General features: G+C 30.5%; 22 protein-coding genes and 2 pseudogenes. 2 read left to right on the forward strand and 22 right to left on the reverse strand.

Annotated elements, in window-relative coordinates; genetic code table 11:
- Positions 1 to 163: 163 nt before the first annotated feature.
- The 10 genes and pseudogenes from I6U48_RS09270 to I6U48_RS09315 form a co-directional block, all read right to left on the reverse strand.
- Positions 164 to 898, reverse strand: a complete 735-nt coding sequence (locus I6U48_RS09270) for a Fic family protein (RefSeq protein WP_218320126.1) — start codon at positions 896 to 898, stop codon at positions 164 to 166.
- Positions 899 to 1622: 724 nt separating this feature from the next.
- A pseudogene (locus I6U48_RS09275) lies at positions 1623 to 2228 on the reverse strand (DNA adenine methylase); the annotation flags it as partial.
- A 6-nt stretch (positions 2229 to 2234) separates the two neighbouring features.
- Positions 2235 to 2921: a phage portal protein gene (locus I6U48_RS09280; RefSeq protein WP_218320128.1), complete on the reverse strand. Its 687-nt coding sequence runs from the start codon at positions 2919 to 2921 to the stop codon at positions 2235 to 2237.
- A 101-nt stretch (positions 2922 to 3022) separates the two neighbouring features.
- Positions 3023 to 3379 (reverse strand): VOC family protein, encoded by a 357-nt coding sequence (locus I6U48_RS09285; protein WP_218320129.1) that lies wholly within the window; start codon positions 3377 to 3379, stop codon positions 3023 to 3025.
- 91 nt (positions 3380 to 3470) lie between these two features.
- Positions 3471 to 5123, reverse strand: coding sequence for a terminase TerL endonuclease subunit (locus I6U48_RS09290; protein ID WP_218320130.1), 1653 nt, complete (start codon positions 5121 to 5123; stop codon positions 3471 to 3473).
- Positions 5110 to 5415 carry a P27 family phage terminase small subunit gene (locus tag I6U48_RS09295; RefSeq protein ID WP_218320131.1) on the reverse strand — a complete coding sequence of 102 codons (306 nt, stop codon included), beginning with the start codon at positions 5413 to 5415 and terminating at the stop codon, positions 5110 to 5112. The genes I6U48_RS09290 and I6U48_RS09295 overlap by 14 nt, the downstream gene beginning before the upstream one ends.
- A 112-nt stretch (positions 5416 to 5527) precedes the next feature.
- The gene (locus tag I6U48_RS09300; RefSeq protein ID WP_218320132.1) at positions 5528 to 5848 is read right to left on the reverse strand and encodes an HNH endonuclease; all 321 of its coding nucleotides are present in this window, start codon (positions 5846 to 5848) and stop codon (positions 5528 to 5530) included.
- A gap of 10 nt (positions 5849 to 5858) precedes the next feature.
- Positions 5859 to 6338 (reverse strand): Xaa-His dipeptidase, encoded by a 480-nt coding sequence (locus I6U48_RS09305; RefSeq protein WP_218320133.1) that lies wholly within the window; start codon positions 6336 to 6338, stop codon positions 5859 to 5861.
- Positions 6339 to 6630: 292 nt separating this feature from the next.
- Entirely contained in the window at positions 6631 to 7281 is a 651-nt protein-coding gene (locus I6U48_RS09310) for a tyrosine-type recombinase/integrase (RefSeq protein WP_218320134.1), read from the reverse strand.
- Positions 7282 to 7526: 245 nt separating this feature from the next.
- A complete protein-coding gene (locus I6U48_RS09315; RefSeq protein ID WP_218320135.1) occupies positions 7527 to 8072 on the reverse strand; it encodes a GNAT family N-acetyltransferase in 546 nt (181 codons plus the stop codon).
- Positions 8073 to 8557: 485 nt separating this feature from the next.
- Here I6U48_RS09315 and I6U48_RS09320 point away from each other — a divergent pair, with 485 nt between their 5' ends.
- Complete coding sequence (locus I6U48_RS09320; RefSeq protein ID WP_218320136.1) at positions 8558 to 8788, forward strand: hypothetical protein; 231 nt, start codon at positions 8558 to 8560, stop codon at positions 8786 to 8788.
- 180 nt (positions 8789 to 8968) lie between these two features.
- On the opposite strand, the gene I6U48_RS09325 is transcribed toward I6U48_RS09320, so the two are convergent.
- From I6U48_RS09325 to I6U48_RS09370, 10 genes are all read right to left on the reverse strand, one after another.
- Positions 8969 to 9127, reverse strand: coding sequence for a hypothetical protein (locus tag I6U48_RS09325; protein ID WP_218320137.1), 159 nt, complete (start codon positions 9125 to 9127; stop codon positions 8969 to 8971).
- A gap of 535 nt (positions 9128 to 9662) precedes the next feature.
- A complete protein-coding gene (locus tag I6U48_RS09330; RefSeq protein WP_218320138.1) occupies positions 9663 to 9857 on the reverse strand; it encodes a helix-turn-helix transcriptional regulator in 195 nt (64 codons plus the stop codon).
- Between the two features lie 8 nt (positions 9858 to 9865).
- Positions 9866 to 10159 carry a hypothetical protein gene (locus I6U48_RS09335; RefSeq protein WP_218320139.1) on the reverse strand — a complete coding sequence of 98 codons (294 nt, stop codon included), beginning with the start codon at positions 10157 to 10159 and terminating at the stop codon, positions 9866 to 9868.
- Positions 10160 to 10342: 183 nt separating this feature from the next.
- On the reverse strand, positions 10343 to 10504 hold the full coding sequence (locus I6U48_RS09340) for a hypothetical protein (RefSeq protein WP_218320140.1): 162 nt from the start codon (positions 10502 to 10504) through the stop codon (positions 10343 to 10345).
- Positions 10505 to 10710: 206 nt separating this feature from the next.
- Positions 10711 to 12339: an IS1182 family transposase gene (locus I6U48_RS09345; protein ID WP_218320141.1), complete on the reverse strand. Its 1629-nt coding sequence runs from the start codon at positions 12337 to 12339 to the stop codon at positions 10711 to 10713.
- Between the two features lie 275 nt (positions 12340 to 12614).
- Complete coding sequence (locus I6U48_RS09350; RefSeq protein ID WP_218320142.1) at positions 12615 to 13061, reverse strand: DUF722 domain-containing protein; 447 nt, start codon at positions 13059 to 13061, stop codon at positions 12615 to 12617.
- Between the two features lie 96 nt (positions 13062 to 13157).
- A complete protein-coding gene (locus I6U48_RS09355) occupies positions 13158 to 13301 on the reverse strand; it encodes a hypothetical protein (RefSeq protein WP_218320143.1) in 144 nt (47 codons plus the stop codon).
- A 16-nt stretch (positions 13302 to 13317) separates the two neighbouring features.
- Complete coding sequence (locus I6U48_RS09360; protein WP_218320144.1) at positions 13318 to 13539, reverse strand: hypothetical protein; 222 nt, start codon at positions 13537 to 13539, stop codon at positions 13318 to 13320.
- Positions 13523 to 13684 (reverse strand): hypothetical protein, encoded by a 162-nt coding sequence (locus I6U48_RS09365; RefSeq protein WP_218320145.1) that lies wholly within the window; start codon positions 13682 to 13684, stop codon positions 13523 to 13525. Before I6U48_RS09365 ends, I6U48_RS09360 begins: the two co-directional genes overlap by 17 nt.
- A gap of 441 nt (positions 13685 to 14125) precedes the next feature.
- Complete coding sequence (locus I6U48_RS09370; RefSeq protein WP_218320146.1) at positions 14126 to 14446, reverse strand: hypothetical protein; 321 nt, start codon at positions 14444 to 14446, stop codon at positions 14126 to 14128.
- 310 nt (positions 14447 to 14756) lie between these two features.
- Between I6U48_RS09370 and I6U48_RS30620 the strand changes: the two are divergent.
- A pseudogene (locus I6U48_RS30620) lies at positions 14757 to 15983 on the forward strand (IS110 family RNA-guided transposase).
- A gap of 183 nt (positions 15984 to 16166) precedes the next feature.
- Here I6U48_RS30620 and I6U48_RS29600 read toward each other — a convergent pair.
- Complete coding sequence (locus I6U48_RS29600) at positions 16167 to 16316, reverse strand: hypothetical protein (protein WP_246615266.1); 150 nt, start codon at positions 16314 to 16316, stop codon at positions 16167 to 16169.
- A 131-nt stretch (positions 16317 to 16447) separates the two neighbouring features.
- On the reverse strand, positions 16448 to 16986 hold a 539-nt coding region (locus I6U48_RS29605), incomplete at its 5' end, for a phage portal protein (RefSeq protein ID WP_246615267.1).

Raw genomic sequence — 16986 nt, forward strand, 5'->3', positions numbered from 1 at the left:
GGCTCTCTAATTTTATTAAAAACTATGCATTTTAAAATTAATTTTTATATAAAAATAGCCTGCCTCCTTTTCCTCAAGAGTACAGGCTATTTACAAATTACCTTAGTAATCTATCAACACGAAAATACAATTTTCATTTAAGTGTTGTTAATTAGTATAATTCCTATCCTAATATATATAAATATTTATCTAAACTTCTATTTACAGCTTCAGCTATAATATTAATAAAATCTTCAAGATCATTTTCAACGCTCGCCTTTTCGAGAGCGCTCATATATTCATTTCTCTCTTCCATTCTTATAACAGTGATTGGATAGCCATTTCTCATAAGAATTAAATTCATAAGCAACCTTCCACATCTTCCATTACCATCTATAAAAGGATGTATAAACGTAAACTTATGATGAAATTCAGCTGCAAGTATTATTGGATGTAGTTTATTTTTATTTTCATCATACCACTTAATTAAATCCTCCATTTCTTGTGGAACTAAAAAGTGTTCTGGTGGTCTGTGGTTGCTGCCGCTTATAAGAACATTAACGCTTCTATATCTTCCTGCATTTTCGTTATTTATGCTTTTTAGAATAATATAATGAAGGTCTTTTATAATATTCTGATCAATGTTCATATTTCTATTTACTATATCTTCAACATAATCAATGGCCTCTTTATGATTGATGACTTCAAGATGTTCCTTGAGAGTTTTCCCTTTTCCAATAGTAATACCATCTTCAAGAATAACTTTTGTTTCTGTAATTGTAAGTGTATTCCCTTCAATAGCATTTGAATTATATGTAAGGTCTACATCAAAGTATTGCTTTAAGTTTTTAATAGCAACTTCATTAAATGGCCTTTTACTATCAAGTATTTTTTTCTTTCTATCTATTTCTTTAATCATATAATCACCTTTTATAAATTAAAATTTTATATATATTTCAATCAATATTTTTTCTTAAAGATACTTAAATAAACTCAATTTATCATTCTCTACAAAATTCTAGTGTATATAAATATCCTTAACCACATTATACCACATAGACTATATTAATAATAAAAATAAAACTTTTGAGATTCTAGAATTGTTAATAAACCTTACTCATATTTTTATCCAATTTTACAGACAGTGTCTGTAAAATGTTAAAATTAAGCTTTCTCTGATAAGGCTTATTTACTTTTTTATCATTCACAGCTATCTATTTCAATCAAATATATATAATCTATATTAAGATTTTACCTATATTCAGAAATTATATACTCTATGATATATTTTTACCTATAAAATTTAATTTACTTTTAAAATCCTTATATCCGTAAAACAAGTATTTATCTAGCCTCCAGGCACTATTTTTTGTCCTCCCGATGTCCTCCATATGTCCTCCTAATGCCCTCCAACAAATAAAAACTTAATAATACATACTGGTAAATCATTACATGATATTTTTCTATAAGCCTTGATATTACTTGGTTTGAAGCTATATGCTAAAATAAATCAACACAAACTAAAACACCATGGGTACAACTCAAAATCCGTCGCTGGCAACAGCGTGCGGGTTCAAGTCCCGCCTTCGGCACCATCAATATCCGCACTATTTTTAATAGTGTGGATATTTTTATTTTTTGATTTAATATTTAAAGAAAAAACTACATATTATATAGTTAGTTATTATGAGTTCTTTAAATCTTCTTCTCCCTTTTTCTTCTTTGCAAACAGAATATCCAACCTCGTTTTCAACTATATTAAAATCTTTATACCATTCCCTTACTTTTTCATGGTCATTTATCGTTAGTAGAAACTTTCCTTTAATACACTGTAATAAATTTTTCAACTTGACATGCTCCTCTTCATTGAATTTATTTTTATATCCTGCTGTTTCAAAATACGGAAGATCACAGAAGAAAAACGTGTATTCCCTATCATATCGCCTTATTATTTCTTCAAAACTTAGATTTTCTATATATGTATTCCTAAGTCTTTCTTTAAGATTTAATAAATCCTCTGTATCAAAGATTTGGGGACTTGGTCTTGTACTTGTTCCATATCCATAGTTATTACCTTTGCTAGCAAAACTTTGAGATAACAAATATATAAATCTTAAAGCTCTTTGAATTTCTGTAAGTGAACTTGTATTTACATTTATATACTTAGAAAATACATCTCTGCTGCATATCTCATAGGTCATCACTCTCTTTATTTCTTCAGCATGATATTTTATCATTTTAAATAAGTTCCTTTTTTAAAAGCCTCTGTGAAGTGGCAATACTGCATTTTCTGCTTCAAAGTATTTCTTGAACCTGTTATTCATTAAATCGTCAAATCTTTCCTGAAATTTTGGATTACCACTTGCCGTGGCCTCTATATCTAGAATTCCTTTTCTTCCACCAGAACGTTTATATTTATCTATAGGCATATTTAAAAGATTGTTATACCCCTTCAGTAAATTTGATAAAAGAGCTCTGCTATCTTCATTTTCTAATTTAAAGTACATAACCTCACTCATTTTAAATGATCGGTTAAAATTCATAGTTCCCTTTGTCACATTAGTGAAAAAGTTTTCTAATGTGGCATATTCATTCTGATAAAAACTATCTGCTACAATAAGCTGTCCATTTATTTCAATTACAAGACATTCATTATCATAAAGAAGCTTGGAGATAAATTCCTGTATAAATTGACTTGAGTTTTGATTTTTGTTAGGTTCAATGTTCCAAAGATAGTACTCATCACCTTTCACCTCTTTATTATTTATATAGGTCTTAAACTCACACTTGCTTACAGCACTGGCTATAAAATTAATAGCTGATAATATTGCAAAAGCTTCTATTGCAAGTTGAATTTCTTGAGCCTCTACAGCCTTTTCATTAAGATAAACTGTGCTTTTATCGCCTGTAAAAAAATCTTTTATCCAGTCTAAAAACTTCAATTTTTCACCTCTCTTTTTGGGAAAACAAAAAAGAGCATTTCTGCTCTCAATGCTGCATAGTATAAGAAATTTATGAACTTTAACTTAGCAATTGTCTAATATTAATTTTTATGCTCAACATATTCAACTATAGTACCATCTAAATGTTTTACAGTCATATTCATTCCTGTTGGAACTTCCTTTAAATCTCTAATAACTGTAGCACCATTATTTAATAAAAAGTTTTTGAATTCAATAATGGAATCAACTAAAAATGTTGCTTGGGTATCCCTAAATGGCTTTAATGCTTCATCAGAACCAGCAAGAATTAAAATATTTCCTATTTGTGCTAATTCTAAATTTACCTGAGAATACTTAAATCTCAAATTACATTTTTCATTTAGGACTTTTTCGTAAAATTCTATTGATTGCTCAATATTATGTACATAAAACCTATTTAAAGTCTGTTTTATTTGCATTATCATTCCTCCCTAAAATGCGTAATATTTTACTATTTCAACCTAGCTTATAAATATATTTTACCACAAAACACCAAATTAATTAGCCTTTTTAATAAGTGTATACCTCAAGATCAACCTCTTCATTTTCTCCGCTATCCTCCAATTCACCTCCAGCACACATAGCTGCTATAAAAGCTTTAAATCCATCTGTTTTTCTGCTCTTAGGTTCTATCTTTCCAAAGCTTACATTGTCATGAGCCTCCTGCTTCTTACAAGAATTATTTGTATACCACCTCATTAATGGGTTGTCTCCCCAAATTATATTATGATTTGTAAATAAGCTTGTCACCGTTGGAGCAATTAACATTTCATTACTTGGTCTTGTAAGCTTTATGTTATTAGCTCCTTGTTTATCTGTATCAAATCCAACTGCTTTAAGAGCTTTAGCTAATAAAGTATATCTGTAATTGTCCATTCCAAGGGTAGTTATATTGTATATCTGACCTTTTTCTGCAAGCCACTCGGCAGGAATGTCTGGAGATATCTCTGGCCCCTCAATAAATGTTAACAAACCTCTTTCCTCCCACTCTTTTAATGGTGCCTTAATTCTTCCTAAATCCGCTGACTCTTTACATACCCATGAGTGAGTTATCCAATAATAATTACCCTTAAATAAGAATAACAACCCTGCTGCTACAAAGTCAGTTGTTTTTGCATAGTCTATACCAGCTACACATGTAAAGCCTGATAAATCCGGCATTTCCTTATTAGTTTCTAATATGTTTTCCCATGAAGTAACTTCTACATCTTTATTACCTTGAGGCATATTCATTCTTTTAGTGGCAAAGGATGAATTACCTATAGGATCTAGAAGATAATCTCCAAATTCAATTTGAAGTTCATGTTGCAATATTGGGAAAAACGGTAAACTTGGATTAGCTTTAGGCCACTTTTTCTTATCTTTAATTTCTTTCTTATCATCAAGCTTACAAATAAAAGGCAGTGTACCATTGTCAGGTATTTCACCTTTTAAAATTAATTCACTTTTAGATATTAAAGTATCTAGCGGACCATCTCTTACATCTCCGTTTGTTGTTATAATTGTCCTTCTAGGATGAGCTTTTTTACCTAAACCAGTGGTTGCAACATCAACAAGCTTCATAGATTCATAGGCATGGTATTCATCAAAATCAACCTTACCTGGTCTTCCTCCATCCTTTGACTTAACTCCGCTTGTACGAAACTTTAGTCGTGATTTAGTTTTCAAATTTGTAATTTCTTCTTTGTTCCAATAAAAGTGATTTTTTAATTTTATCTTGTTATCCTCAAGCACATTATAAACATCTTCAAATGTTGTCTTCGCCTGATCCTCAGCCATAGCAAATATATCTATAAAGTAATACCTAACACCATTTATCGGAGTTAATAAACAAAAGTCCTCAAAAGCTAGGTATCCATTCTTACCAGCTCCACGGCCAACTAAAATAAAAAGCACTGGCCATCTTAACTGTCCATTTTCTCTGTATACACAATTATGCAACGCAAAGCAAAACTTTTCCCAGTCTAAAAGTTCATATGGAAAATACTTTTGTAAACCAAGATATTTTTTTAACTGCTCTTCATTTACAGACAATTCCTCTTCTCTAAAACATTTTTCAACATAATCACATAGTAATAGCTGCTCTTCACAAACCTCGATTTCTCCACTTCTAACAAAATCAATATAGTTTTGTATTTCAGGGATTAAGCTACAATTCGTCATCTTCATCACTTACTGTATTTTCAACTGTCAATCCCAGCTGCTTAAGAATAGCTAACTTTTGTTTATTACAATTTATTGCAGTTTTAATTGATGGATTCTCTTTCTCGATAATTCCTGAAGAGGATCTTGCTTTAACTATATGACCACGAGCTTTAATATCTTTCTGTGCAATTTTTTCTCGCTCATAATAATTAGCATAATCATCAATCAAGATTAAAAAATGGTCTACATTAGCACCTTTATTTTCTAATTGTTTTATTAATGATTCTTTTATACTTTTTGAACTCGCCATTATTTTCTCCTTTCATAAATTTTTTCTCACATGCGAGACAAATCGGTTTTGTCTTCCCTTTTACCCGTTCTTCCAGTCCCCAGAGTTTTTTCATTTTTTTGACCCGGGGGGCCTACCATCTTTCCACATTTAATTGTGGCTTAGGTTTATTCTTTAACTTCTCTGGATGCTCTTCATCATGGCAGCTGTTGCATAAAGATATTAAGTTATCTAAATCTAATGCTAACTCTGGATATTTCTTTATATGCTTTCTATGATGAACACAGTTGGCTTGACTGAATAGCCCTCTATCCTTACACTTCTGACATTCGTTGTTGTCTCTGTCTAAAGCTTCTCTTCTTTTATTTAACCAAAGGATTGAATTATAAAAAGCCTTGATATTCTTATGTTGTATCAAAGCTTTTATCCACTGAATAACTTCAGTACTATTCATATTCTTCACCTTATATTGGACTAGTCTTAGCCTCAACTTCCTTTTCTTTTAGCTTTGTAAGCTTCTTATCATTCTCTACCCTGTAAGGATCTTCTTTCCACTGAGCTTTATCTCTATTGTTAAGCCAATACTTTTGTGCATTTAAGTCAGGCCCTTTATACTTTTTAACCGACTTTATAAGAACATCCTCTTTAACCAATACTGTCCGACCATCCTCAGCTAAGACTTCCTCTTTAACCTTAGTTGGTACTTCCTCATAATATTTATATCCAGTACAGCATTTAAATAGTGCTTCAACTACCTTTTGATTTCTTCTATCTTTTCCTTGAGCAATTGCGGTTTTTAGGTCTGAATTTTGCGTTTTATATCGCCTAAAAGTTGAGTAACTCATACCTATTTTTTCGGCTATTTCCTTATCAGTTAAACCATCTGAAACCATTGATTCTACAAGGCTCAAGCTATCTTTAATAAGTTCCTCATTTGACTTCATCCTTCACCTCCAAAAATGAGCACTTGCTATGAGATGGTGTGCTCACTTTTTTGTATATTTCCCTAAGCTTCAAATTGCCTTATTTTTTTGTATTTTTATTTAAAATACTTATTTCCTCCTCATCCATTGATATATCTAACTTAAGATACATCTTTACTTACTTTCATTAATAGGTAATAACATGGTGAATTACTTATACTATTTTTATCCCACATATATTAGTAATAATTTTTTATAAATTATATAAATAAGCACCATTTTATTTTTTACCTAAAATAGCCCAAATAAAAAATCAAATATCAGAATCCGCTATCAAAGCTGCATTGATTTTCATCTTCTCTTTTATCCTCAAATACCTTTTAGTTTCCTCTATACTTTGATGATTTAATGCAACTCTTACTTGTTCCAGATCCTTATTTGATTCCTCATATATTTTCGTAGCATATGTTTTTCTTAAACTATGTCCAGATATATTCTTAATGCCAACACTTTTACCTACCTCTTTTAGCAATGCACTAAAAGATTTTTGACTTATATGTTCATTTCCATTTCCCTTACTAGATGGAAATGCATACTCAGATCTTCTTTTTCCTCTACAATATTCTCTTAAATATCTCTCCAAGTTTTTTCCAACTGGAGCCTCTCTTGGTGCAGGCTTTTTCTTGTTAGGATTTTTTATTAAGGTAGTTTTCCATTGTTCATATTGTTTACTTTCTTGAATAACAAAACATTCATTATCTAAAGCATCTTTTATCTGTCCGATTGTAAGACCCACAAGATCTCCTAGCCTATATCCTGTAGTTCTCCCCAATATAAAAAGCATTAAGTTTCTTTCTTTATTTCTCTCACTATATTCAGCTAGTTTTTCTTTAAATTTCTCATACTTTTGAGATGGAATAGGACTAGACGTTCCTTTTTCCCAGTCTCTAATTCTCTCTTCCATTAATTCACCTGCTTTATCGCTCCTTTCTTTTATCGTGGTTTTAGGATATATGTACATACCGTTTGTATTACGCTTTTATCTGTTTATTTTTATATATAGATATTAAAATGTATTCTTGAAAAAATAACTAAAAACGCCCCAAAATTCAAACATGAATAATGCGGTGTTCCAGTAGATTATTTGATTTTTATAGTTAAGTCAGTAAATAAGAACATCATGAATCTATATTATCATAGCAATCTCATTCATATAATTCTACAAGGATATTTTATAAAGCAGTATTGTTTCAAGTCTATCCCTTCTTTTTCTATAGTTTTGACTAGCTTAAAACCAAAGTGTTCATATATTGGTATATTACTCTGATTATTTGACTCTAAAATTAGAGGCAAATTATTTTCATTACAATAACTTAATGTTGGTGTAATCAATTTTCTAAAAATCCCTCTCCCCCGCTCCTCATTTGCAATTGCAATTGCTTTAATATAATAATAATTACCTTTAATGAATTCTTTTTGCCATTTTAAATCAATAACCGTTAATGCACTTTTTAAGTTTGCTGAATACGTATTAAAATCTTTTTTTCCAAGAGCACGAAATACTCTAGGACTTGCCATTAAATTTAAGATTAGAGTTTTAAAGCTCTTATAATTCTTTTTTTCATATCCTATTAATACAGAATTAAGCTTATCATCTGAACTAAATACTTCTATTGTTTTTTCAAAAATAGGCAATTGAATCATAAATAGATTTTCTAAAAATAGTTTCTTATTATCTATTCCTTTTGTCTCCATAGCAATCAAAGGATCATTGATAAAACAATTTGTTAAAAGTCTAGCTATTAACTCAGTATGATTTTTATTTACTTTTATCGCACTAATCCCTCCTCGTATAATAATAGTAACAATATAATATCTTTATCATCACTATTTAATTTGTGCATAATAAATTACAACTTGGCCCTAAACATATAGAAATTATAACACATTTGTAATATTATTACACAACAGTTTGCAATAAAGGAATAAGTACTTCTTTTTTTTCAAACACCGCATTATTTCATTTTCAAAGAACATTCATATATTTAGATTTATAGATTAATACATATTATTTTCATGATGTTTAACTATCTTAAATTTACGATAATTAGATATTCGCTTTGAATTATGCAATAAAAAAATTTCAGAAATATTTTTTCACTTTTATGAGTTACTTATCTATTTACTTCGTATAAACACATGAGAAGAAAAATATTTATAAATTTTAGGAGGTATTTCTTATGTCAACAGAAAATTTCAAATCAAATGAAGGTTTAATTTCAGACGATCAACTTGAAAATATTTCAGGAGGTACTAACCCACCTGATAACTGTCATCATGTAGTAGATATCCGATGCAAAATTAATGAGTGTAAATGTTTTACGACTACTATAGTATTTATAGATGGCCACCATCATCTTAAATTTACTTGTCCTACATATGGTGATGGTATAATGACTGCATATGATTAATAATACACAAAATCCCAAATTTCCCTAACAGGCAACATTTTTAACAATGCGGATGAAGTTTAAACTTCATCCTTTTTAATTATCATGTTACCTTCTCATTAATTTCATAATGTATCATGAATCACTGCATATTCTCTTTTCTAAACTGAAGGTTATCTCTCTTCTTTTTTGCCACCTACATCACCTCACCTGCTTTACTCTTCCTCGTACTTTTCTATACACATGCCCTTCTTCCATAAGCCTTTTTATGCTATCAAAATCATTTTCTTGGGAATTGTCAATAACTAATGCTTTGAATTCCTCTGGCTGCTTTTCCTTAAGAATATCTTTTACCTTCATACTTTCACCTACCTTTTACATAAAATAAAAAGAGCTAGAATACTCTAGCCCTTTCAGCTGCCACCAATTTGTAATCCCTGTTGGTGCACATCCATTTTTATTTTCATGATATCATTATACTAATACTTCATATGTGTTGATCGGTCACTATAAGGCCACTACTCCGCCATTTAAATTAAGCAAAATGCTAATTCCATATTGTCTTTAAATAATTGAAAGTTTTCATACTATTTTTTTCACCGCATTATTCAGTTGTCAAAGATCATTATTCGTATTTTTAAATTTAAAAGTTACGTCGCTTTATTTTCAATATATACATATATCGTGGTTTTAAGATATATGTATATACTATTGGGAATACGTATCCATCTATATATTTTTATATACAGATAATCAAATTTAATTCCTTGAAAAATTAACTAAAAACACCCCAAAATTCTAACCTGAATAATGCGGTGTTCCAGTAAATTATTCGTTTTTTACAGTTGCGTCGTTAAATAAGAATATTACGTAATACATATACATTAACAAGAACTCATTTACTTAATTGAAACAATTCTTCTACTGATGTACCTAAACATTTTGCTAAATTCATTGCTAATTCTAATGTGGGGTCATATTTATTATTTTCAATTGCATTGATTGTCTGTCTTGTAACGTTAACTAAATTTGCTAAGTCTTCTTGTGTTAATTTATTTTGTTTTCTTAATTCTTTTATTCTATTTTCCATATTTAAATCTACTTAAAAAACAATAAAAGAATGCCACCAAAAATGATAACTGTAATTACACTTAATGCCATCATATTTAAGTTCTTTTTACTGTTTTTATCTCCCGTTTTCATAATGTAAACTTGTTGCATTATTAATACTACAAGAACTTGTAGAATAAATACAATCATCGGAAATGTTTGCCCCATTCCCTTAATATAATTTACAACTCCCCAAATAAATAAAACTACAGCAGTAAATATCCAAGAAATCTTGATTGCCTTTAATGTAAGAGACCTTTCCATTTCATCTTGTTTTCTCATAACTCAACCTCCAAATGTCAAAACTTTTTTACATTTTAATTATATCAAAAGTGATCTAAATGTCAATACTATTTGACATTTTCTATAACGATACCAAGTTGAGTATTTATTAATGTGTCACGAATCACTGCATATTCTCTTTTCTAAACTGAAGGTTATTGCTCTTCTTTTTTGCCACCTACATCACCTCACCTGCTTTACTCTTCCTCGTACTTTTCTATACACATGCCCTTCTTCCATAAGCCTTCTTATGCTATCAAAATCATTTTCTTCAAAATCATTATTAGTAATTAATGCTTTGAATTCCTCTGGCTGCTTTTCTTTAAGAATATCTTTTACCTTCATACTTTCACCTACCTTTTACATAAAATAAAAAGGAGCTGTCGCATTAGCATAAAAAAATATGCTAACGCGACAGCGTTTTTTAGGTGTTTCATAGAAGTTGCCATGATGCTTTAAGTCCACATGAGTTTAATACTTAAAAAATGGCGCACTTTAATAAGCCCTAAATATTAATTTTTTTAAACTTACAAAGTTTTAATATCTTAAAATTAAGCGCTCTTTTTAAGTGTGAAAAGATGTGTTCCTGTTCTATCTGACTGAATTTTATTATGTAGCTTATTTATATTATGTGCCATTGCTAACAGAACACTTTCTACTAAAACATTCTTTTTACCTTTACTTAGATATCTACGAAATCCCATATCCTGTTTTATCTCTGCAAAAGAGCCTTCGGCTTGAATACTTCGATTCATTCTCAACTCGCAGCCTTCTTCACTTACAATTCTTTCAAGATTCTCTTTGCGAAGCATGTTGAACAGCTTTGAAGTTTCAAGATTTTTAACTCTTTCTTCTAATGGTGTTTTGCAGTTATGTCCTTTTATGCATTTGCTCTTATGAACACAGTTACTGCAGTCCTCAGAAGTATAAATTGTTTTTTCACTTATATAGCCTGTCTTACTTTTTCTTTTTACTACTTTATTTACTGCTAATTTCTTATTATTTTTACAAGTATAATAATCACCTAATTCAGTATAATCCATGTTTTCTATTCTACTTATATCGTTTTTATATTTCCTCGTTTTTGATATTTCATAGTTTGCTGGCTTAATGTATGATAACTGCATATTCTCTTTAACGTAAACATAATTTTCTTCACTTTCATAACCTGAATCTGCAACAATTTTAAAATACTTAAAATACAAGAAATTCTCCATGCTTTTTATAAATGGAATCAATGTTGTTGTATCTGCGGGCTGATCGCCAACAATAAGCCATACTATATATTCGGAATCTACTCCATGCTGAACATTGTAACCTGGCTTTAACTGACCGTTCTTCATGGCATCTTCTTTCATTCTCATAAATGTTACATCCTTATCTGTCTTGGAATAACTATTGCGGTTACCACAAGTATGGATTTTTTGTGTATATTCTTTTAACTTATCAAGATATTCCTCAAGTCTTTCAATAGAACGTTGGATAGGAGTTTTCCTTTTACCACATCCATGTACAAATTCTATATTTCCTTCTTGTTTCAAGGCGTAAAGCTTCTTCCGTAACTTTTTTACATGCTTTATTTTTACTTTTTTCTCGTATACAAGCTTTATTCCATACAGTTCTTCACATTCAGCTACGAAGTCAGCTAATTTAGAAAGTAATCTCTCCAAATTTTTTGAAACTGCTTTTTTCCAGACAAAAGTATACTTGTTAGCACATGCCTCTATCTTTGTACCATCAATAAATATAGCAGCTCCTGATATTTCTCCAATCTCATAGAGAAAATTTGCCATCTCAGCCATAATTGTTTCTGAACATGGAGCAAAGTGAAGACTACGAAACCTTGCAAATGTAGAATGATCTGGTACTGGTGAACCTTCTAAAAGATACATGAAGTTTACATCTCTTTTGCAGGAGGTTTCCATTATTCTAGAAGAATAGTTGTGATTCATGTAAGAATAAAGTACAATCTTTAGCATCTGACGAGGCGTAGCCTGATTTTCCCTCAATCGGGAATAAGTCGAATACAAGTCTGTTAAATCCATCTCCTCTACAAACCGACTTAGCAAACGCACCGAATCACTATTTGGAATCATGTACTCAATATTTAGCGGAAGTTTTAATTGATAATTTCCACGATTTGAAGTATAATTTTTGTGTAAATTAATGTATTTTCTCATATATTAATTTTACTATAAATCTTTCACTCTTCCGAGTGGGAGATTTATTTTTTTAGACCAAAAGCTGTCGCACTAATTTTTTTAGTGCGACAGCCCCTTTCAGCTGCCACCAATTTGTAATCCCTGTTGGTGCACATCCATTTTTATTTCCATGATATCATTATACTAATACTTCATATGTGTTGATCAGTCACTATAAAGCCACTACTCCGCCATTTAACCTTAAGTTTCATTTTCCAATACGCCACTTATTCCTAGGAATATAGACTTAGTATCTATATTCCATATACACTTATTATTATTTTATTTAAAGCTCTTCTTTTAATACGTTGACAGGTTCTCTCACTGACATTAATGTCACTGCAAAATTGAAAATAGCACATATCTTCTATGTAAAAGCTCTTTATTACCGCTTTCTCTATTTCTAATAAAATTCCTAAAGCTCTATCTATTTGAGTAATTTTAGTCTCCATATGCTCTATTCTCAGTCTTAGTAATCCTTTTCGAGTTAGAATATTTTCAACGCTAGAATTGAATTTATTAGTTTTCCCGATACTATCCTTATACTCAATTGATCCAATTGTGGTTTCATCTAAGCTTTTTAATTCCATCTTTAAATTTTCTATAGCCAAATTTATTGCCTTATAGTTATATAAGAAATTTTCTACCTCATTTATTCTATCAAATTCTTCTCTGCTTATATCTATCTTTCTAATTGCCATTTTTACTATACCTCCCTAAAAAAATAAGGAGCATAGAACCACCTCAGTAGTCCTAAGCTCCATTAGCTCTTCTACAATCCCATTTGATTATAGGTTTTATTTTATTACTTTTATCTCCGCTGCATGTACTTTTAATCCTCTTGGAGTTATTTTTAAGGTTACTTCTTTTCCCTGCTTAAGATTATCTATCATTTTAGGTATTTTACTTGCTAATTCTTTATTTAAATTTTGATTTTCCATAAATACCTCCTTGTCCCTAACTAATCTTCCTTATCTTTGTGTCTCCTAGCATGATATTAATTAAATTTATGCTCTCCTTATAATCTTTCCCCTGGATTGTTATAAACATCTTATTTTTAAATATAATACGCCCTACTATGTTTCTTACTGGCTTCTTACTACCCTGTTTAAGACTTGCAACTATCTTGTCCCCAATATTCACATCTATAATTTCCTCATATTTAGGCTTTTGCTGCATGTTTTACCCTTCCTTCATAATTTTTTATTGCTATATATAAATCCTCTTCCTTAATCCTATTCTCCATTATTTTCAATGCCTGTTTTACTGTATATCCTTTAAAATAAAGTGCAATTACTTCCCCTATGAAATCTTCCATTTTCAAAGCTCCCTTCTATTTTTAAACTCTTATAAATCTATTTAACAAATCACTTTCGTAATATTTCTCACACAATATTAATATTTATTTACTTTATAAGTCATCTAATTGAAATACTAATAAGAAAATTATACCAAACATACGTTCGCTTTGTCAATTATTCCTTATTCGCTTTTACTAATAGAAAGATTGATTTGTAGAGTGTTATTGTATTCTTGCAATAGTTCTATGTAAATTTTCTTCAACCTCAGCAAAGTTTCTACAGCTTTCCTCCAGCTCCTTAGCTACAGCTTGAAAACTTCTTACTATTTCTTCATTTGCTTTAGCTTTTTCAGCATAATATTCGGCTTTATTTCTTAAGTTTCACTTTTATCCCTCCTTAGTTCTAAATGACATGCCTATTTTCTTATATAATTAGAGTCTTTCTAGAATAGTTTTAATCCCATCCTAGAAGCTTTTTTCCAAGTCCTTAAAATCATAAGTTCTCTGCCTAAAACTATTAAAAGTGCTTTTAGCTCCTCTGAATTCAAATTTCCTCTGTTGCTCCTGCTTATTATCATAATTGCCTTCTAACACCTTAATCATATTAGAACTTTTCATAAGCCAATCAAAACTGCATCCTTGCCATCTTCCGCTCCTGCCTGAAAGAAAATCACTTTCCTGTGCTTTGGTGAATAATTTTATAAACACATTTATATCTTTATACTCATTCCAGTGAGCTTTTAACGTTCTCTTTCTTGTATTTGAGAGCTTCTCAACCTTTGGCATAGCTGTGCAAATACTGTTAAATGCATTTATAATATCTCCTGAATAGAGGTTAGATGGAATCCCCCTGGGAATCTCGCAGAGAGATTATTCCCGTGAATTAGCGTATCATTCCATCAGTGAGAATTATATGATTTAGCTGGTTGGGTTTCCCGTAGGGCGAGAATTACCCGTGTCACTAACAAGGTTATAGACTTACTGATTAAGTGGATACTCTATTCTATCTCAAACTAACTAAAGTAAAGGAGATATTAAAATTCCTAAGTTTTACAATAAAATAGTAATAGGAATTGATGTTTCAGCATAATTTTCAATGGTAGCAATACTAGAACCTAACGGTGATATTTATAGAAAGTCTTTTAAGATCAGACATGATATGGACGGTTTTGAATTCTTTCTCAAAGAAATAAAGAAAGCGGAGCAAGAGTTTAACATGAAGACCTAACTCTTCATGGAGTCCACTGGCGTGTACCACTTACCTCTTCTCCACTTTCTTAAATCTAACCAATTAGAGGCTTATGTTATAAATCCTCTAATTACTAATTCTAACAAAAATCAAGATATAAGGAAAGTGAAAAATGATAAGAAAGACGCCTTATCCATTGCCCAAATAGATAAATTTCAAGATATTAAAGCTTACAGCTTCTTTGATATACCTACCTTCACATTAAAATGTCTTTGCAGAGACTACTATAAACCTGTAGACTCTAGGTCTGTATTTAAGAAAAAGTTATCTGCTGATTTATATATTATCTTTCCAGGATATAAGAAAATTTTTAGCGATATAACTGGTCCAAGTTCAATAGCTGTTTTAAAACAATATCAAACTCCAAAAGCTGTCTTAGATGCATCAAAAGACGATATCAAAAATCTTCTGATTAACTCATCTAAAAAAAGCTTAACGTGGTGTAATAAGGCCTATGACAAACTTATTAAAGCATCTACTAGAACTATTGGCATATCATCACCAGGTTTATCTATAAAACTACTAAATAGCATATCTATCTTGAAAACTTAAATAAACAGATTAGCTTACTCTTAAATGAAATAGAAAGTCTTGTTAAGAGTGATGATATATTAGCTAAAGTTAAAAATAATATAAGAATATTAACATCTATACCTGGAATAGGTTTTATTACTGCTGTAACTATATTAACTGAAAGAGGTGACTTAAAAAACTTTGTGAAGCCTAAGCAGCTAGTTGCTTACTTCGGTCTTGATCCAGCAGTTAATGAATCTGGTAAATTCAAAAGTGATAAACAGAAGATGTCTAAAAGAGGTACTCGCATTGGTCGAAGAGCTCTGTTGCATTATCCTCTATAAGAACCACAAGGAATGGCGGAGCCATAAATCAAATTCTTGCGGACTATTATAAAACAACCTAAATGGTAAAAAGAAGAAAGTTGCGCTAGTAGCCATAATGCATAAGCTTATAAACTATATTTTTGCAGTTCTTCGTGACCAAAAGGAATACGAACAAAGATTACCTCAAATTCACCAAAAGATGTACCTTGAAAATAGTAATAGTACAGCAGCCTAGTCGGCTTTAAAAGATTTTACCAAATTCTGTATTGTTCGTTATTTGAGCAATGCCTTTTTGTCATACTCATTTAATATTCACCTCCTTCCACATTAGCCACATCTTGATAGTTCTTAGTCATCCAGTGTTTCTTACTCCAGTCTGTGTTCTTTGAAGTATCACCTGCCTTAATTCTTAATTCATCTATGCCATAGCCACCACTGCAACTAATTTGTCAAAGGCTTCTGATATGCTGAATATATCTATATGCTTAATACAGGTAGTATCTACTTTTAAATAAGTTCCTTTTTTAAAAGCCTCTGTGAAGTGGCAATACTGCATTTTCTGCTTCAAAGTATTTCTTAAACCTGTTATTCATTAAATCGTCAAATCTTTCCTGAAATTTTGGATTACCACTTTCCGTGGCCTCTATATCTAGAATTCCTTAACGTTTATATTTACTAATGGCCATATTTAAAAGGTTGTTATAACCCCTTCAGTAAATTTGACAACAGAGCTCTACTATCTTCATTTTCTAATTTAAAGTACATAACGTCACTCATTTTAAATGAACGATCAAAATTCATAGTTTCCTTTGTCATATTAGTAAAGAAATTTTCTAGTGTGTCATATTCATTCTGATAAAAACTATCTGCTGCAATAAGCTGTCCATTTATTTCAATTACAAGACATTCATTATCATAAAGAAGCTTGGAGATAAATTCTTGTATAAATTGACTTGAGTTTTGATTCTTGTTAGGTTCAATGTTCCAAAGATAGTACTCATCACCTTTTACCTCTTTATTATTTATATAAGTCTTAAACTCACATTTGCTTACAGCACTAGATACAAAATTAATATAGATACACACACCACTTATACGCAGGGATATATTTACATTCTGGAAGACACATTTAAATACTTTAGACTTGTCAAAAGTATTTATCGTGCTGGAAGAATGTAAATATATCCCGGAGCATAAGTTAACTGTCGGCCGTAGATGTCTATAGTGCAACAGACAAT

Source organism: Clostridium thailandense, assembly GCF_019207025.1.
GTDB classification, from domain to species: domain Bacteria; phylum Bacillota; class Clostridia; order Clostridiales; family Clostridiaceae; genus Clostridium_AM; species Clostridium_AM thailandense.

What these genes read in the sequence shown, in the direction of transcription:
- I6U48_RS09270 (WP_218320126.1), bottom strand. Translation starts at nt 898, where the DNA reads ATGATTAAAGAAATAGATAGAAAGAAAAAAATACTTGATAGTAAAAGG.
- I6U48_RS09285 (WP_218320129.1), bottom strand. Translation starts at nt 3,379, where the DNA reads ATGCAAATAAAACAGACTTTAAATAGGTTTTATGTACATAATATTGAG.
- I6U48_RS09290 (WP_218320130.1), bottom strand. Translation starts at nt 5,123, where the DNA reads ATGACGAATTGTAGCTTAATCCCTGAAATACAAAACTATATTGATTTT.
- I6U48_RS09295 (WP_218320131.1), bottom strand. Translation starts at nt 5,415, where the DNA reads ATGGCGAGTTCAAAAAGTATAAAAGAATCATTAATAAAACAATTAGAA.
- I6U48_RS09300 (WP_218320132.1), bottom strand. Translation starts at nt 5,848, where the DNA reads ATGAATAGTACTGAAGTTATTCAGTGGATAAAAGCTTTGATACAACAT.
- I6U48_RS09305 (WP_218320133.1), bottom strand. Translation starts at nt 6,338, where the DNA reads ATGAAGTCAAATGAGGAACTTATTAAAGATAGCTTGAGCCTTGTAGAA.
- I6U48_RS09310 (WP_218320134.1), bottom strand. Translation starts at nt 7,281, where the DNA reads ATGGAAGAGAGAATTAGAGACTGGGAAAAAGGAACGTCTAGTCCTATT.
- I6U48_RS09315 (WP_218320135.1), bottom strand. Translation starts at nt 8,072, where the DNA reads ATGGAGACAAAAGGAATAGATAATAAGAAACTATTTTTAGAAAATCTA.
- I6U48_RS09320 (WP_218320136.1), top strand. Translation starts at nt 8,558, where the DNA reads ATGTCAACAGAAAATTTCAAATCAAATGAAGGTTTAATTTCAGACGAT.
- I6U48_RS09325 (WP_218320137.1), bottom strand. Translation starts at nt 9,127, where the DNA reads ATGAAGGTAAAAGATATTCTTAAGGAAAAGCAGCCAGAGGAATTCAAA.
- I6U48_RS09330 (WP_218320138.1), bottom strand. Translation starts at nt 9,857, where the DNA reads ATGGAAAATAGAATAAAAGAATTAAGAAAACAAAATAAATTAACACAA.
- I6U48_RS09335 (WP_218320139.1), bottom strand. Translation starts at nt 10,159, where the DNA reads ATGAGAAAACAAGATGAAATGGAAAGGTCTCTTACATTAAAGGCAATC.
- I6U48_RS09340 (WP_218320140.1), bottom strand. Translation starts at nt 10,504, where the DNA reads ATGAAGGTAAAAGATATTCTTAAAGAAAAGCAGCCAGAGGAATTCAAA.
- I6U48_RS09345 (WP_218320141.1), bottom strand. Translation starts at nt 12,339, where the DNA reads ATGAGAAAATACATTAATTTACACAAAAATTATACTTCAAATCGTGGA.
- I6U48_RS09350 (WP_218320142.1), bottom strand. Translation starts at nt 13,061, where the DNA reads ATGGCAATTAGAAAGATAGATATAAGCAGAGAAGAATTTGATAGAATA.
- I6U48_RS09355 (WP_218320143.1), bottom strand. Translation starts at nt 13,301, where the DNA reads ATGGAAAATCAAAATTTAAATAAAGAATTAGCAAGTAAAATACCTAAA.
- I6U48_RS09360 (WP_218320144.1), bottom strand. Translation starts at nt 13,539, where the DNA reads ATGCAGCAAAAGCCTAAATATGAGGAAATTATAGATGTGAATATTGGG.
- I6U48_RS09370 (WP_218320146.1), bottom strand. Translation starts at nt 14,446, where the DNA reads ATGCCAAAGGTTGAGAAGCTCTCAAATACAAGAAAGAGAACGTTAAAA.